We start from the raw sequence: 14,187 nt of genomic DNA, 5'->3' as shown, positions 1-14,187 counted from the left end.
TCGTTAAAATCCGTGAGTCTTATAGCACTCACTTCCTATTTGGTTATATGACTTTTTTTTATAACCTTTGCAGCAAATTTTAACGCTATGCCAAAAAAGATGAACATAACCCAAAAGGACCTAGACCGTGTTAAGAAAAGGTGCCTAGAAAGCTTAGGAGACTTCTTAAGCGAGTTGTGTCGTGACAAATTGATGGGTCCCACTAGCGTTGAAAAGATTTTCAGTTTCGATCACACTACATTTAAACGGATATGTGAAAAGGATCAAACCATAACTGTTAAAACGATGGCTAGGACGATGGGAATCATAGCAAGTTTCCTCAATGGACTTAAGGAAACATGTGACAAGGAACTGAAAAATCTCCAGGAAGATGATAAAATGAAGTTAAGTCTGAAAAGGAAAAAGATTGATGTGTTGAATAAAAAGAGAGTGAAATGCACGGAAGCCATGGAAAAATACAAGAAGACTTTCGGTATTATAGCAATCAGCTTCTTGGAACTAATCGGACAAAACGATGAATTTTAATCATTAAATAAGAAATAACCGGTCAAGATGCTAACATCAGAAGCCTAGTATTAACATAAAAAATCAACAACAAAATGAATGTAAACACAACCTTACCCGCCCCCACACCTTACGATAGTAGGCGCTCGGCAGTTCTCCAGCGGCTTACGCTAAAAACGTTAGCGCAAACACACGTCCTCTACTAAAATGAGGCAGAAACAGTCAATCAACCTAAAAACAATAAAAGAAGATGAAACTTTTTTTTTATAGGAAATTTATTCGCTTCGTAATAAAGCACTTTACCATCGTTATCAACAATACCATACAGATGAATGGTGGACAATATATCGAACACATGAACAACTATCAGGGAAAGGAGGATGAGAAATGTCTGGACAAAGAATGATCATCATGAACGCTGGTAGCTCGTACTTCGAGCATGTGGAGAACTATTATGGCAGCAATGCCTGTGAGCAAAACTCATGCAGAAATGCTGTGATGCCGGCTGAGCTGAAAACGGAAAAGGCTCAGAGGATAAAGAACAACCTGATAGAGATAGGCTTGGTAACCGAAAATTTCATGCCTTCAGGACTGTCTTCATCCGAAGCTGCCATCCTTGCCAATCAGATAGGTACAGAGTTGAAAATCGATAATATATGGAGCGTATTCGGCAATTATTGGGGTCCTAATCCGAACTCGATGAGAGCCGCCTACAACCGAGGAATGGATCAGAAGAAAACGATTCCCTTCCTCGAAAAAGTGATGCCTGCTATCAGAGGCTAATCTGGCAGGTAGTACTAGTACGCGTACATAGTACGTACTAGGTAGAAGCGAGAAATTTGCCTTACCTTTGCCCCCGGAATTCAGAACCAATGCGGTCTGAGTTTCGGGGGCTTTTGTGTATCTGCACATCAACCATGGTGGGAGCCCCCAATCTTCTAAATTATTTAAAATGATGGAAGTGAAAGCGTATGTGTTCAGTCCTCCTCCTTACAGACGGCTGAGAGTGGTGAAAACGGAAGAGGGGATTACCCCACAAACCAATCTTTTATTAACGAAATAACATGACAGAAACACAACATGTAATTGCACTGAACCCTTATCGCAAGGGCAATAAGGGGAAGGTGTTTTCCAACAGTATGGCGGTGTATGACAAGGTGATTGCATCGCCGGAAATCAGGAAGATGATTCAGCAGATTAGGGGCGAACTGCCTATACCGAAGGTGAATGCCAACGATGCAGAGGCGGTGAAGAAGGCGCAGGACAGGCTGAAGAGCGAACTGCCTTTCTTCTGTCCCCACTACGGCATCTTCAAGAACAATGTGCGCAGACAGGAGAATGCCCAGCCCGAGAGCTTCATGTTCCAGACTATCATCGACGTGGATGACAGGGAGTATGTAGACAAGGCTATCGAGAAGGCAAGGGAGCTGAACTGCTCTGATAGCATCTGGAACGGCTCGCTGCTGCACCTCTGCTACAGTGCCCGGAAGAAGCTGCACATCGGTATCAGACTGCCGGTGGGAATGACCATCGAGGAGACGCAGAAGGCGTATTGCGAGGCGCTGGGGGTGCCGTATGACGAGAGCTGCATCACACCCGAGAGAATGATTTATCTTACGGATAAGGACTCGGAAATCTACAGGTCGAAGATGTGGTGCGCCGTGCTGAGCGAGAAGGAGATTCTGATGCGAAGGCAGGCGTATCTGGACCGCGGACTGACCGTGGACGGAAGAGGTGGAAAAGTTAATAGTTTACAGTTAAAAATTAATAGCAATGGTAAGAATAATGAAAATAATAGACTATCGGGCAACGACGGCAATCCTGCTGTTTCTGCTGGCTCTGCTGTTCAGCCTGCCCAATCTGGTAATAGCCATGGTGCTGATGCTCCTCATATCGGGGATTCTGGAGGCAATCAGGATGCTGGCGGACTGGGAGCCAGGGAGAAGAATCTGATTGCGTTTGACCTCTTTACGCAGGCTGCCGGACTCGGGGGTATGGAGATTGATACCGTGGGGTCGAGACACTCTTCGCTGCTGGCTATCATGAGCGCCGGTGCTTCGAGGGTGATGGAGGAAGAGGAACTGATGAAGGTGGTGAGGGTGAAAATGCCGAGCTACTATCAGGAGAACGACTGCCATCAGCTGATTCATGACTTCTATGCGAAATATGCTGACAATACGAAGCCGATGTCGAGGGAAGTGATGAGGGTGAATGCGCTTGCGGAGCAGAAGGCCAGCCAGCAAGTTAATAGTTTACAGTTGAAAGTTAATAGGGCAGATGGTAATCATACAGTTCAAAGTTCAAATCTCAAAGTTCAAAGTACCGGGGAGGATTATCCTGACCCGCCGGAGATGCCGAAGAAACTGCCGAAACTGGTGGAGCTGCTGATATCGAGGACGCCGGAAATTTATAAGCCGGCTGTGGCGCACGCTATCTTCCCGCCGCTGGCTACGCATCTCTGGAAGACGAGATTCCGGTATATTGACAACGTGGAGCACGAGGCGAGACTGATGACGCTGCTGCTTGCGGGTACCGGAGCGGGTAAGAGCAGCGTGAACAGGCCCATCGATTTCATTATGGAGGATATCAGGCTGAGGGATGCTGAAAACCTGAAGCGCGAAAAGGCGTGGAAGGATGAGATGCTGCGCAAGGGTGCCAACAAGGATAAGCGCAAGAGACCTGAAAACCTGATTATCCAGGAGATTGATGCGGATATGACGAACCCGGCTTTCGTGATGAGAACGGCCGAAGCGCAGGAACATTTCCTCTATACTTCGCTCAATGAGCTAGACCAGTTTGATGCGCTCAAGGGTAGCGGAAGCCAGCAGTTCCGTATCATGTGTCTTGCAGCCGACCCGGGTAATAAATATGGACAAACTCGCGTAGGAACGATGAGTGTCACGGAGCGTGTTACCATCCGGTTCAACTGGAATGCATCTACCACCATCCAGAAGGGTCAGCGTTACTTCTCTAAGGTTCTTACCGATGGTCCTATCAGCCGTATCAACTTCTGTACCATCCCCGAAAGGGAAATCGGCGAAGATATGCCTGTTTACGGAACCTATGATGAATCGTACCGTGAGGCGCTGCGGCCTTACATCGAAAATCTGAACAAAGTAACGGGTCTGATTGAGTGTAAGGAGGCGTTTCAGCTTGCCCTCAAACTGAAGGATGAGAATGCTGAGTTTGCCCGGCTGTCGCAGGACAGGACGTTTGAGAATCTCTCGTTCCGTGCCAACGTCATCGCTTACCTGAAGGCGTGCGTGCTATATGTAGCCAATGGTTGCAAGTGGGAGCCGGAGATTGATGAGTTTATCCGCTGGAGCGAGCAGTATGACCTGTACTGCAAGATGCGGTTCTTCGGCGACATGATTGCGAAGGAGAACTATACGGCGCAGAGGAGTTCGAAGCGTGGGCCTCAGAATCTTTTACAGATTCTGCCCGATAACTTTACGGCTGCGCAGTTGCTTGCCATCCGGCTGGAGCATGGACTGGATGCGAAGGGTACCGATATGATGATCAGGCAGTGGCTGCACCGGAATTACATCAGGCGGGCGTATCAGTATACGGGCAAGCGTGACAGTTGTGACAGTTGTGACAGTTTTGAGAAGCTTAAGTACCGCCACGACGGTATGGTTATTGAATCTTAAATTTATTTTTACTTATGCAGATAGTTTTAAAACGGATAGCGAAGAAGAAGACCTACACGATAGGTCGCCTTTACATCCTGAAGGATGAGGATGTGAAGAAGCGCACGATTGAGAGTGTGAACAAGTGCAGGGGGCTGAAGACGGTGTGCGAGGTGCCTGCGGAGAAGCTGAATGCGGACTCGTATTTCTGTGATACGCTGGAGCCGTGCTGGCGCAACCTTCTGGGTGTGGAGCTAAGTCCTGCCGAGGAGAATGTGCGGTTGGGGCGTGTATCGGGCAAGAAGGCGCAGAAGATGAAGGGCACGACGGCGATACCTGAGGGCACTTATCCGCTGGTGATCAGTAAGTCGCCGAGGTTTCAGATGTGGTTGCCGCTGCTGTTGGGTGTCCCCAATTTTGAGGGCATCCGCATCCATGCCGGCAATTATCCCGATGATACGCAGGGCTGCATCCTGGTGGGTGAGAACCGTGTAAAAGGCATGGTTGTGAACTCCCGCATCTGGCTCCACCGCCTCATCAATGCCATCACCGCTGCGAGAGACAGGGATGAGAGCATTTGGATTACCATTGGGTAGTGAGTAGTGATTAGTGTTTAATTTTAATACATTTTTATATCATGGAAAAAAATTATAAAACAAAAAAAGAAGAGATGAAGAATGAAAAGACAGCAGGTAATGCTGTCGTGTTTGAAAACCCTGAATTCGGTAAGATTCTTACTCAGACCGATGATGATGGAGAACCTTGGTTCTGCGCAAAAGATGTATGTAATGTGCTGGGTTACAAAAAGTCTTATAATGCTGTAAAACAGCTAGTTAACCCACATGAAACCCTAAAACAGGGTACATGGGTAGCGACAGGTATTAAGAAGGATGGAAGCGGGGCAAAACGATGGACTCAGATGCTTTTCGTCAACGAGAGCGGATTCTATGCTTTGGTTCTCGGCTCCAAGCTTCCTACGGCGGTAAAATTCAAAAACTGGGTTACTTCCGAGGTGCTGCCACAGATTCGCAAGACGGGCGGTTATATTCCGGTAAAGCAGGGCGAGAGTGATGAGGAGACGATTCGGCATGCTGAAGAGATTCTCAGAGCTACACTCAAGGAGAAGGAGAAGCTGCTGAAAAACCAGCAGGTGCAGATTGATCAGCAGAAGAAACTCATCAGAGAGCAGGATACGGAGATTCGTCGGCTGAACGGTGTGGTGGACGAACAGGTGGTTTGCATCGCCAAGAACGGTGAGAACATCATCCAGTTGGAGAATCAGGTGGATCATCTTCTGCCGAAGGCGCTCTACACCGACAATGTGCTCAACTCTGTTTCCTGCTATACCACCACGCAGATAGCGAAGGAGCTGGGTATCACGGCACAGGAGTTGAACCGCCAGCTCTGTGCCCTTCATATCCAGTACTACCAGAGCGGCCAGTATCTGCTCTATGCTGATTATGCCCACATGGGCCTGGCGAAGAGCCGCACCCGCTACTCTACCCTCCCCGACCCTCACTGCGATGGGGCACAGGAGAAACTGGGCACCGCCTATACCCACACCTACCTCGTATGGACAGAAAGAGGAAGGAAGTTCATACATCTAAAGGTAAAGAAGGGCCTTATTCGATAAAAAGGCTGGGGACCAGCGATGGAATCGCTGGGGACGGGGGCAGGAAGGAGGAAAGCCTCTTCCTGCCCTTTTGCACCCTCGTTCCCTAAAAAAAGGGGAGAAAAATTTGGTAGTTAGTGAATAAAGCCGTAACTTTGCATGCTCTTAAGCAGAATAAAGGAAATAGATTAGTAATTAAAAGCAAATATGAATAATCATACGACATCAATAACGACAAACAAGAAACATCACTACCGGGAACTGCTAGCTATCGGCATTCCTATCATCATAGGACAGCTGGGTACCATCATCCTGGGATTTGCTGATACGCTGATGATAGGCCATCACAGTACACCCGAACTGGCGGCTGCCGGACTGGTGAACAATATCTTCGGTCTCGTTTTCGTATCCTATATGGGATTCACCTACGGACTCACTCCTATCATCGGACGGCTCTACGGCGAGGAACGGACCGACTGCATCGGACAGAAAGTGCGCAATGCCTTCTGTGCCAACATGCTGACGGGCATCATCTTCACCCTCGCCCTCATTGTACTCTACCTGAATCTGGGGCGCATCGGACAGCCTGAAGAGCTGCTCTCGCTCATCCGTCCTTACTTTCTGGTAAACCTCGCCTCCGTGCTCTTCATGGGCATTTTCTTCACGATGAAGCAATTTCTTGACGGACTCGGACAGACCAAGGTGGCGATGTGGGCGATGATTGGCGGCAACGTAATCAATATCCTGGGCAACTGGGTACTGATTTACGGTGTGGCGGGCTTCCCGGAACTGGGTTTGCTGGGAGCCGGTATTTCGACGCTGGTGAGCCGTATTCTGATGGCGCTGGCGATGGTGGTCATGCTGATGACGGGCAAGAATCTTGGGGAATACAGACGCGATATTCTGCACAGTTCTCTGACCAGGGCTGACTTCAGGGAGATGAACCGGTTGGGCTGGCCTGTGGCGCTGCAGCTGGGCATGGAGTCGGCTGCCTTCACGCTGAGCTGTGTGATGGTGGGCTGGCTGGGAACCATTCCGCTGGCGGCTCATCAGGTGATGATTACCCTCTCACAGCTCTTCTATCTCGTGCTTTCGGGCATGGCGGCAGCGCTGGCTATCCGCGTGAGCCATTTTATGGGACAGAAGGACTACGGGGCAGTTCGCCGCAATGCCTACGACGGGTTCCGGCTGAACCTGCTGTTCTCGCTGTGTATGGGTTTGCCGGTATTCCTGCTTCGCCATCAGATAGGTGGCTGGTTTAATGATAATGTGGAGGTGCAGGCGTATGTGGCTACGCTGATTATCCTGTTGATGGTATATCAGTTTGGCGACGGACTGCAGTATACCTTTGCCAATGCGCTGCGTGGCATCGCCTGTGTAAAGCCGATGGTGCTCTATGCCTTCATCGCCTATTTCGTCATCTCCTTGCCGCTGGGCTACACCCTAGGTTTCCCTTGCGGCTTGGGCATTCTGGGCATCTGGTTAGCCTTCCCGTTCGGTCTGACCATAGCGGGAGAAATGTATCGCAGAAGATTTGAAAAGGAATTGAAAAAGATTGAAAAGGAATAAAAAAAGGGTGTATCATATTCTATTTCTAGAAGTATGAACACCCTTAAGTATAATACAACTGCAATTTATTTTTTACTCAGCAACCTGCTCAGCACGATCATCTACGTTCTCACCCTCTGTAGGAGCGAGAGTAGCCTTGAAATCGGTGATGCCGTACTTAGCGAGAATGTTGTACCACTGGAGGAGCTTCTTGATATCGCTGTCGTGAACACGGTCGCGATCGTAGTTAGGAAGAACCTCAGCAAAATAAGCGTGGAGTTCAGCAACAGGCGCCTTCTTGTAGTTGAAAGTGCTAGGCTTACCCTCTTCCTTCTTGCTTACGCTGTCGAGCACTTCCCAGAGTGGCACCTCATCAGCGTCTGTATACATAGCGATGTCACCAAGACTTGTTACGCGGTCGGTAGCGAAAGCCGGGATACGCTTGTGAGTCTCATCGAGTGTTTCTACGATGAGGTTTCTGTTACCTCTTGATACCAATTTATAAAGGCCTGGTTTGCCTGCAATTGAAAGGATTGTTTCCATTGTCTTTTCTATTATTCTTTATTATTAATGATATCTAATAATTTCCTTACCTGTGCATCGATATCCTGCTCGCCATCGTTCACGATTTCGAAATCGGAGCGGGCTGCAAGTTCTTCCTGCGGCATGACGGCATCTATCCACTGCTGCGCCTTCTCTGCCGGGATATGATCGCGCTGCATGATGCGCTGGATGCGAACCGGGACGGGAGCCGTTACGCAGACCACGAAATCGAGGTGGATACGGCGGTAGAAACCGCTATCGAAGAGGATGGCACTCTCCATCCACTCATAGCTGCTCTGCTCGAAATCGCGCGCCACAGCCGGATGAACCACATCGTTAACAGCCTGCTTGTTAGCCTCGCCAGCCAGCAGAAACTGAGCCAGCACGGGCTTCTGTAAAACGCCCTCTGCACTGTAAACCTGATCGCCCACCAGCTTCTTCAAACCAGCCTGCAAGCGGGCATCGGTGCGCATGAGCCGCTTAGCCTCATCATCACAGTCGTAAACCCTGATGCCCTGTTTCTCTAATATCCGGCACACATAGCTCTTTCCGCTACCTATACCGCCCGTTATCGCTATCTTCATCACGATGAATTATTAACTGTAAATTATAAATTACTAATCATCATTTCATCATTGCTGTTCCAGCAGATAATCTACCATTTCCAGTTCGAGATGCGCCTTGCTCACCGAGCGCGGCACGCTGCGCAACTGGAGTTTGCACTTGTCAGAAGGGTTGTTAACCAGATCGTTATAATCTACTACCACCTTAAACTGGCTCGGTTTGATGGTTCTGAAGAGGCTGGCTCCGATGGTGAATCTTACCGCCACTTTAGATGGAAAGGTACGGAGCACCATGTTATCAGGCATGTTGATGGCCGTAACAGGCACATCGACCGACTCTTCGGTAAGCACATCAGGATATACCGCCAGACGCACCATCCGAGGCACAATCTTCATGCCACGTATCTTCTTGATAGGTACGCTGCGATGAATGGTATCCTGCAGGTTGCGCATGTTGAACGGCTCGATTTCTACCGATTGCAACTCATCGAGCTGCTTCTTGTTGGCATAAACCGTAACCGTAGACGGCAGGAATTCGGTATGTGCCAGATAATAGCTCTTGCTGGTTGTAATCTTACCTCTGAACACCACAGGCACCCGCTTGGAAGAGCCATAGGTGAAGAAGAAATCGAATTTTGCCGGCTTGATGGAGAGCAGTTTGGTAGAGCCATAGAGCTGGGATGCCACCTGTTTCTGCACATCAGCCATCGGAATCTGTCCCGTTCCCGTTTCTTCGTCGGCATAATTGGCAAACCGGAATGTGAGCGGATGAATCTTGCCTCCGTAAGCATAGGTAACGAGTGTGAATCCCTTATCGCGCACCGTAATATGCACGGTATCAGTGAGTTCGCCGGTTATCACCGCATTGCGGGGCACGCCCGTTAACTGCACAGGAATATTGAATTCTCTCTCTGTAGTCTCATTGAGCGTCATCATCAGCCAGAAGATGCCGCTGAGAGCGAGAAAGAACAAAAAAATCAGAAACTCCTTATTCAGACCACTGAACAGGAAGTTTCTGACAGCTTTTAATATGCTCTTGATACTACGCATTAGGTGTCTGACTAGCTGCATCAGCAAACACGTAGCCCTTAGCTACAGTGATTACCACACCACGAGCTATCTCAACATCAACGGTATTAGCCTCGAGGTTAACACGCTTAACTGTGCCGTAAACACCGCCGCCTGTAACCACCTTGGTACCCTCTGCCAAAGCATTCTGGAACTTGCGGATTTCCTTCTGCTTCTTCTGCTGAGGACGGATCATAAAGAACCACATGATAGCGAAAATAGCTACCATCATGATGAGAAAACTCATGCTGCTACCACCGGCAGCTGCTTGCAATACTAAATTTGTCATGTCGTTAAAAGTATTATCTATTATTATTTATGTTCTACATATAAAAAGGTGTGACCAGCAAGAAAGGCCTCCGTTATTTACTCACCCTCGCCCGGAGCGCGATGAATGCGCGGACGACGGCCGGCTGGGTGCTGGTTGTCTGGGCGCTGTTTGCCGGCATGTTCACCGTGCTGTGCGTGCTGCTTGCGCTCAGGCATCTCCTTCTGGATAAGGTTGCGGCTGATGAGCTCGCGGCAGATGTTGTCGATCATACCGTTAACATAACCGCCGCTTCGAGGAGTGCTGTATGCCTTGGCAAGTTCTACATACTCGTTGATAGTGACGGTAGCCGGGATGCCAGGGAAGTTCATAACCTCAGCGATGGCAATCTGCATGATAATTACATCCATATAGGCAAGACGTGAGAAATCCCAGTTGCGCAAAGCCTCGCTCATATAGCGCTGGTAGGTATCGCAGTTGAGGATGGTAGCACGGAAGAGCTTGCGTGCAAACTCTCTGTCTTCAGCATCCTTGTATTCTGGCAGCAATTCCTGCTTGGCCTTAGCATTCGGGTCGAAACGCTTGATAGTCTTCAATACGAAAGTATCTATGATATCCTTGTCATCGTTCCAGTAGAGGCTCTTCTCCTCAAGGAATGCATCAAGATCTTCATTATTCTGAATGAACAGCTTGTAGATGCGGCGCCATACCTCGCGGTCGCGGCTGTACTCGTCGAGATCGGCGAGTTCCTCATCAATAGCACCGCTGATATAATCAGCATAGAGATCGCTAGACGTAATCGCAGTATACAGTTTGCGCACCATTTCGATATCCTCATCCCAGTTGGAATGCTTTACATCTATCCATTCGAGCAGCATCTTGTTCTCTTCGAGCTGCAGAGCGAACTTATTGAATGCGAAACGTGGTGAAGGTTCCTGCTCACCCTCTCTCTTGGCACGGGCTACATCTACATCGTAGCGCTTGCGTGCCTCCTGGGTGATGGCAACGATGAGCTGCAACATGTAGTTGTACAAATCGTATGACTTGGAGAGACTAAACATCAGCTCCTTCTCAGCGTTCTCCATGTTATGATCGCTGTTTTGATAGTATGCGTAGGTTAACTGCACAATCTTACGTCTTATCAAATCCCTATTAATCATTCTCTAATGTTTTTAAAAGATTCATTTATTAAATTACCTAATACGCTTGCAAAAATACACATTAAATAGGTAATAGACAAGAAAACGGGCAAAAATTTCAGTTTATTTAAGCAAAAAATTGTATTTTCAATATTTTTTCTGCATGTAGAACATGTTTTTCAGCAAAAAGTTTGCTCATTCCAAATAATTTTCGTAATTTTGCACCCGCTTTAAGCAAAGCTAATCCGTGTGATGGCGAGTTAAGGCACATTTTTTATTAATAACTTAATTTAGAGTAACACAAAATGAAAGAGATTAATGTAACAGGTCAGAAGCGTACAGACCTTGGCAAGAAAGCTTCTAAGACATTGCGTAAGGAAGGTTTTATCCCATGTAACCTTTACGGTGAGAAGAAGGGCGAGAACGGTGCTCCTGAGGCTATGTCATTCGCAGTTCCATTCGCAGAGTTGCGTAAAGTAATCTACACTCCTCATGTATACGTTATCAACCTCATCATCGACGGTGAGAGCCACACAGCTATCATGAAGGAGATTCAGTTCCACCCAACAACAGACGCTCCTCTGCACGTTGACTTCTACGAGGTTAACGACCAGAAGCCTATCACTATCGGTATTCCAGTTAAGTTGACAGGTCTTGCACAGGGTGTACGTGATGGTGGTCGTATGAACCTCTCTATCCGTAAGATCAACGTTACAGCTCCTTACCAGGTTATTCCTGAGCACCTCGATATCGACGTTACTGAGTTGAAGATCGGTAAGAGCATCAAGGTAGGTGACCTCTCATTCGAGGGTCTCGAGTTGGCTACAAGCAAGGCTGTTGTAGTTTGCTCTATCAAGATGACACGTAACGCTCAGCTCGCAGCTCAGACTGCTGAGGAAGAAGAGGCTTAATCACTGAGTCATCTAGAGATTTTACGAACCTGAGTAAAGCATTATCAAACATTGGATAAATATTTGATTTGTGGGCTTGGTAACCCTGGCGATGAATACGCCGGCACCAGGCACAACACAGGATTTATGGTATTGGACGCTTTTGCTAAAGCGTCCAATATTCATTTTGAGGATAAGCGATATGGCTTCGTAGCCGAGACTACGCTCAAGGGAAGAAAGATTTTCCTGCTCAAACCTACCACATTCATGAACCTCAGCGGTAATGCGGTAAGATATTGGCTGAATCAGGAAAAGATTGACCAGAGCCGACTCCTCGTTATCAGCGATGAGCTAGCCCTGCCTCTGGGTGCTTTCCGACTGAAGGCAAACGGCAGCAACGGTGGCCATAACGGATTGGGACATATCCAGCAGCTTATCGGTCAGAACTATGCCCGCCTGCGCATGGGCATCGGCAACGATTATCCGCGTGGCGGTCAGATAGACTGGGTGCTGGGCAAATATACTGAGGAAGACATGAAGCAGCTGCAGCCGGCCATCGACCTGGGTGTAGAGATCATCAAGAGCTTCGTATTGGCTGGTATCGACATCACCATGAACCAATACAATAAGCTAGGAAAGAAGTAATTATAGTGATTAATTATTAATGATTAATCTCCATAAGCATTAGAAATCATGAAAGAATCAGCAAGAATAGACAAGTGGCTCTGGGCTGCCCGCATTTACAAGACCCGCAGCATTGCTGCCGATGCCTGTAAGAATGGCCGCGTCATGGTGGGAGGCGTAACGAGAAAGCCTTCCTTCATCATCAAGCGTGGCGATGTGGTGAGCGTAAAGAAAGCCCCTATCACCTACTCTTTCGAGGTTCTCGACTGCATAGAGCAGCGCGTAGGCGCCAAGATGCTGTATGGTGTCTATAAAAACGTAACCGACCCTAAGCAATACGAGCTCCTGGAGATGAGCCGCATCAGCGGATTCGTAGATAGAGCAAGAGGCACTGGTCGCCCAACAAAGAAAGAACGCCGAGCCCTGGATGCCTTCGTAGATCCCGCCATGTTTGGATTTGACGAAGAAGACTGGGACGAGGATGAAGAATAAAAGAAAACTCCCCCTACACTTCAAAGAGTATAGGGGGAGTTTTCGTTACTCCCACTGAGCACTTTTCTTTTGCTGATTCTTTTCATAAAACATCAATCCTACAGCAAAAAGACATATCAAAATCAGTGCTCCACAAATAATGGCAAAATTAATTTCTTGTGTAGTCATAATTATCTTCCTTTCTTTTTCTTATTATTTTTATCATCAGGACCATTATGATGAACAAACCAAAGTCCTAAACCTAACATCACTAACATAATGATAATTGCTATAGCAACCATTCCTGGGGTATTCATGTCTCCAAAAAAACTTGCTAGCAAGAGCGCCGTCAACATATATTTGGCAACGTCCATTAACCATTTTCCAAATTCCAGTCCCATAAGCATTTCTATTTAGCTCTGCAAATATACAACTTTTTATGAAACGATGCAAGAAAATTGGGATAATTATTGCTAAAAATATACGAAATAGAAACTTATATGTGATATTTGGCTGCTTATTTTAAAATAATGCTTAAAATATTTGGAGCGAATAAAGAAAAAACATACCTTTGCACCTAGTAAAAATGATGGAATCAGCATACACACTGATAACTAATCATACTCTATATGAGCATTATAAACTATTAATTTAAAATATTAGAGATTATGAAAAAATTATTCGTTATGGCAGCTATGGCGCTGTCTTCAGTAGGTGCTTTCGCACAGTACAAAGCAGGCGATGTTACAATTCAGCCTAAGGTCGGTTTGAACGTTTCATCTCTTACAGAGGATGATGCAGAATACAAAGCAGGCTTCGTTGGAGGTGCTGAACTGGAGTATCATGTATCACCAATGTTTGGCATTAGCGGTGGTCTTCTCTACTCTATGCAGGGTGCAAAGGCAAAGGTTAAAGATTACGACGTGAAGATGAAGATGGATTATCTTAATATTCCAATTCTTGCCAACGTTTATGTGGCTCCAGGTCTTGCTTTAAAGGCAGGTATCCAGCCAGCATTTAATCTTAGCAACAAGGTTAGTGTTGATGGCGTTACTGTAGATTACGATAAATATGCGCCAAACGGAGCAGAAGTTAAGTCTTTTGATTTCTCTGTTCCTGTAGGCATCTCTTACGAGTATATGAACGTTTGCTTAGATGCTCGTTACAATATTGGCGTAACAAAGGTTTCTGACTTTGACGATGCTGGTTGCAACTCTGTATTCCAGATTACACTGGGTTACAAGTTCTCTCTCTAATCAATGAACTTTTAGTAATCCCAAATAAAACAAGAGGGTGTGTCATAAGTCTATGGCGCACCCTCTTTTATG

The 14,187-nt window shown here is 47.1% G+C and carries 18 protein-coding genes; 11 read left to right on the top strand and 7 right to left on the bottom strand.

Translation table 11 applies throughout. From position 1 onward, the window contains the following. Window positions 1-99 precede the first annotated feature (99 nt). From DWV53_RS05015 to DWV53_RS04990, 7 genes are all read left to right on the top strand, one after another. Complete coding sequence (locus DWV53_RS05015) at window positions 100-525, top strand: hypothetical protein (RefSeq protein ID WP_194257014.1); 426 nt, start codon at window positions 100-102, stop codon at window positions 523-525. A gap of 229 nt (window positions 526-754) precedes the next feature. Beyond that, on the top strand, window positions 755-910 hold the full coding sequence (locus DWV53_RS15655) for a hypothetical protein (RefSeq protein ID WP_022120246.1): 156 nt from the start codon (window positions 755-757) through the stop codon (window positions 908-910). Then, the gene (locus DWV53_RS05010; protein WP_022120247.1) at window positions 892-1,287 is read left to right on the top strand and encodes a hypothetical protein; all 396 of its coding nucleotides are present in this window, start codon (window positions 892-894) and stop codon (window positions 1,285-1,287) included. The genes DWV53_RS15655 and DWV53_RS05010 overlap by 19 nt, the downstream gene beginning before the upstream one ends. A 281-nt stretch (window positions 1,288-1,568) precedes the next feature. Next, window positions 1,569-4,154 carry a hypothetical protein gene (locus DWV53_RS05005; RefSeq protein WP_118152063.1) on the top strand — a complete coding sequence of 862 codons (2,586 nt, stop codon included), beginning with the start codon at window positions 1,569-1,571 and terminating at the stop codon, window positions 4,152-4,154. 14 nt (window positions 4,155-4,168) lie between these two features. Then, window positions 4,169-4,729, top strand: coding sequence for a DUF5675 family protein (locus DWV53_RS05000; protein WP_118152061.1), 561 nt, complete (start codon window positions 4,169-4,171; stop codon window positions 4,727-4,729). 74 nt (window positions 4,730-4,803) lie between these two features. Further along, window positions 4,804-5,766 (top strand): phage antirepressor, encoded by a 963-nt coding sequence (locus DWV53_RS04995; RefSeq protein WP_259318911.1) that lies wholly within the window; start codon window positions 4,804-4,806, stop codon window positions 5,764-5,766. Window positions 5,767-5,952: 186 nt separating this feature from the next. After that, window positions 5,953-7,314 carry an MATE family efflux transporter gene (locus DWV53_RS04990; protein ID WP_118152057.1) on the top strand — a complete coding sequence of 454 codons (1,362 nt, stop codon included), beginning with the start codon at window positions 5,953-5,955 and terminating at the stop codon, window positions 7,312-7,314. Between the two features lie 72 nt (window positions 7,315-7,386). Here DWV53_RS04990 and DWV53_RS15650 read toward each other — a convergent pair whose 3' ends face one another. From DWV53_RS15650 to nusB, 5 genes are all read right to left on the bottom strand, one after another. After that, window positions 7,387-7,836, bottom strand: coding sequence for a DUF5606 family protein (locus DWV53_RS15650; protein ID WP_022121573.1), 450 nt, complete (start codon window positions 7,834-7,836; stop codon window positions 7,387-7,389). Between the two features lie 11 nt (window positions 7,837-7,847). Further along, window positions 7,848-8,420, bottom strand: coding sequence for a dephospho-CoA kinase (coaE, locus tag DWV53_RS15645; protein ID WP_181992414.1), 573 nt, complete (start codon window positions 8,418-8,420; stop codon window positions 7,848-7,850). A 48-nt stretch (window positions 8,421-8,468) separates the two neighbouring features. Next, entirely contained in the window at window positions 8,469-9,449 is a 981-nt protein-coding gene (locus DWV53_RS04980; RefSeq protein WP_118152055.1) for a CdaR family protein, read from the bottom strand. Then, window positions 9,442-9,756: a preprotein translocase subunit YajC gene (gene yajC / locus DWV53_RS04975; RefSeq protein ID WP_117587171.1), complete on the bottom strand. Its 315-nt coding sequence runs from the start codon at window positions 9,754-9,756 to the stop codon at window positions 9,442-9,444. Before yajC ends, DWV53_RS04980 begins: the two co-directional genes overlap by 8 nt. 77 nt (window positions 9,757-9,833) lie before the next feature. Further along, window positions 9,834-10,895 carry a transcription antitermination factor NusB gene (gene nusB / locus DWV53_RS04970; protein WP_118152053.1) on the bottom strand — a complete coding sequence of 354 codons (1,062 nt, stop codon included), beginning with the start codon at window positions 10,893-10,895 and terminating at the stop codon, window positions 9,834-9,836. Window positions 10,896-11,179: 284 nt separating this feature from the next. Here nusB and DWV53_RS04965 point away from each other — a divergent pair, with 284 nt between their 5' ends. Genes DWV53_RS04965 through DWV53_RS04955 form a run of 3 tightly spaced genes read left to right on the top strand, consistent with a single transcriptional unit; the run spans window position 11,180 to window position 12,880 of the window. Then, window positions 11,180-11,785: a 50S ribosomal protein L25/general stress protein Ctc gene (locus DWV53_RS04965; protein ID WP_118152051.1), complete on the top strand. Its 606-nt coding sequence runs from the start codon at window positions 11,180-11,182 to the stop codon at window positions 11,783-11,785. Between the two features lie 51 nt (window positions 11,786-11,836). Beyond that, the gene (pth, locus tag DWV53_RS04960; RefSeq protein WP_006847297.1) at window positions 11,837-12,409 is read left to right on the top strand and encodes an aminoacyl-tRNA hydrolase; all 573 of its coding nucleotides are present in this window, start codon (window positions 11,837-11,839) and stop codon (window positions 12,407-12,409) included. A gap of 48 nt (window positions 12,410-12,457) precedes the next feature. After that, window positions 12,458-12,880, top strand: a complete 423-nt coding sequence (locus tag DWV53_RS04955) for an RNA-binding S4 domain-containing protein (protein ID WP_022121567.1) — start codon at window positions 12,458-12,460, stop codon at window positions 12,878-12,880. Between the two features lie 45 nt (window positions 12,881-12,925). Here DWV53_RS04955 and DWV53_RS16065 read toward each other — a convergent pair whose 3' ends face one another. Together DWV53_RS16065 and DWV53_RS04950 are read right to left on the bottom strand one after the other, a co-directional pair. After that, window positions 12,926-13,048 (bottom strand): hypothetical protein, encoded by a 123-nt coding sequence (locus tag DWV53_RS16065; protein ID WP_259318910.1) that lies wholly within the window; start codon window positions 13,046-13,048, stop codon window positions 12,926-12,928. A gap of 2 nt (window positions 13,049-13,050) precedes the next feature. After that, window positions 13,051-13,260 (bottom strand): DUF6722 family protein, encoded by a 210-nt coding sequence (locus tag DWV53_RS04950; protein ID WP_118152129.1) that lies wholly within the window; start codon window positions 13,258-13,260, stop codon window positions 13,051-13,053. Window positions 13,261-13,527: 267 nt separating this feature from the next. On the opposite strand from DWV53_RS04950, the gene DWV53_RS04945 reads away from it, so the two are divergent. Further along, window positions 13,528-14,115 (top strand): porin family protein, encoded by a 588-nt coding sequence (locus DWV53_RS04945; RefSeq protein WP_118152049.1) that lies wholly within the window; start codon window positions 13,528-13,530, stop codon window positions 14,113-14,115. Window positions 14,116-14,187 lie beyond the last annotated feature (72 nt).

It is taken from the genome of Segatella copri, assembly GCF_003465495.1.
Classification (GTDB): domain Bacteria; phylum Bacteroidota; class Bacteroidia; order Bacteroidales; family Bacteroidaceae; genus Prevotella; species Prevotella copri_G.
The sequence above is the reverse complement of the archived record's forward strand: the minus strand, read 5'-3'. Positions and strand labels throughout refer to the sequence as shown.